This window comes from Streptomyces sp. 8P21H-1 (assembly GCF_013302945.1).
In genome coordinates, this window is sequence record NZ_JABTYA010000160.1 from 321 (window position 1) to 2,294 (window position 1,974).

2 protein-coding genes are annotated in these 1,974 nt (G+C 68.2%); both read right to left on the reverse strand.

Going from position 1 to position 1,974, the window contains the following annotated elements; genetic code table 11:
* Nucleotides 1–30 precede the first annotated feature (30 nt).
* A complete protein-coding gene (locus HO151_RS02680) occupies nucleotides 31–891 on the reverse strand; it encodes a carbohydrate ABC transporter permease (RefSeq protein WP_173894517.1) in 861 nt (286 codons plus the stop codon).
* A gap of 125 nt (nucleotides 892–1,016) precedes the next feature.
* Nucleotides 1,017–1,970: a carbohydrate ABC transporter permease gene (locus HO151_RS02685; RefSeq protein ID WP_368039394.1), complete on the reverse strand. Its 954-nt coding sequence runs from the start codon at nucleotides 1,968–1,970 to the stop codon at nucleotides 1,017–1,019.
* Between the last annotated feature and the right edge of the window lie 4 nt (nucleotides 1,971–1,974).

Genomic DNA, 1,974 nt, shown 5'->3' on the forward strand with positions numbered 1-1,974 from the left:
TCGTTCGGGGTCGCGTCGTTCGAAGTCACGTCAGTCCTTCACCGCGCCGCCCAGCCCGGAGACCAGGCGCCGCTGTACGAGTACGAAGAAGATCAGCACCGGGATCGTCATCACCGTGGAACCGGCCATGACGCCGCCCCAGTCCGGGTCGTCGGGCTTGTAGAAGACGAGGAGTGCCATCGGCAGTGTGGACTGCGAGGTGTCGCTGATGATGAAGGACTTGGCGAACAGGAAGTCGTTCCAGGCGGAGATGAAGGAGAACACGCTGGTGGCGACGAGTCCCGGCAGGACCAGCGGGAAGAGGATCTGCCACAGGAACCGCGTCCTGCTCGCCCCGTCGATGTAGGCGGCCTCCTCCAGCGCCTCGGGGACGGCCTTCACGAAGCCCCGCAGCATCCAGATCGCGAAGGGCAGCGAGAAGGCGATGTGCGGCAGGATCAGCGCGCCCAGCGTGTTGAGCTGCCCGAAGTCCCGCATCTGGAAGAAGAGGGGGATCGTCAGGGCCTCGATGGGCACCATCTGCGCGATCAGGAACATGATCAGCAGGGTGGTCCGGAACCGGAAGCGGAACCGTGTCACGGCGGTCGCCGCGAGAAACGCGATGAGCGCCGAGACGGCGACCACGGAGACGGCCACGACGAGGCTGTTGAGGAAGTACCGGCCGAATTCCTGCTGTTCGAAGACGCGCCGGAAGGAATCCAGGGTCGGGGAGAGCGTCCAGGGCCGCGGCCGGGTCGACTCGATCTCCCCGGCCGGCTTGAAGGCGCTGAGCACCATCCAGTAGAGGGGAAATGCGACCAGGGCCGCGATCAGCAGTGCCGAGACCTCGGCGGCCAGCCGCCACGGCCGCCGCACGGACCGGCGTACGAGATTGCGTACGGGATTCCACACGGGATTGCGTACGGGATTCCGCGCGGACCGGTGTACGGGATTCTTCGCGGATCCCGGCGGCCGTACGGAATTTCGCGCTTCCGGTGAAGTCGTCGCCGGCGCGGAATGTCCGGACGTCACGGAACTCACAGCTCTTCCCCCTGCCTTCGCAGCAGCCTCAGATAAACGAGCGTGACCGCCAGCAGGATCAGCAGCATCACCACTCCGATCGCCGACCCGAGGCTGTACTGGGAGGACGCGAAGGCCTTCTGGTAGGCGTACACGTTCAGGACGAGGTTCTGGCCGGCGATGCCGCCGCCGTTCGTCATGACGTAGATCTGCGTGAAGACCTTGAAGTCCCAGATGACCGACTGGATGGTGACGACCACGAGGATCGGGCGGAGCATCGGCGCCAGCACCGAGCGCCAGATCCGCCACTGGGAGGCCCCGTCGAGGGACGCGGCCTCCAGGACCTCGGAGGGCACGGCGCGGATCCCGGCGTACACCGTGACCATCACGAACGGGAAGGAGCACCACACCACTTCGAGCAGGACGAGGGCGAAGGCACTGTAGCGGTCGTACGTCCACGAGTGGTCGCCGAGGCCGAGGACGCGGTTGACCGGCCCGAAGTCGGGGTCGAACAGGAGCAGCCACACCGTCGACCCGGTGACCGCGGGAGTCGCCCAGGCGCCGAGCGCGGCCAGCATCAGGGCGAGCCGCGGCACGGCACGGACACGTGTCAGGAGGACGGCCAGCGCACAGCCGACCGCCAGGGTCGACACGACGCACGCCGCCGCGAAGACCACGGTGGCCAGCAGCACCTGCCAGAACTGCTCGTCGCGGAAGAGCGTCGCGTAGTTGCCCAGGCCCTGGAAGGTGGTCGGCTGCCCGCCGCTGACCTGGGCCTGCGTGTACTCCAGGAGCGAGATCAGGCCGAGCTGGTAGACGGGGTAGACGAGCAGCCCGCCGATGACGACGAGGGCGGGGGCGAGATAGAGCCAGGGCGTCCAGCCGCCGCGGGCGAGCGGGGACCTGCGTCCCGGCCCGCCGCGGCCCGTCCGGGTCCCCCGGCGGGCGGTCCCGGACGGCGGGCTCCCCACCGGT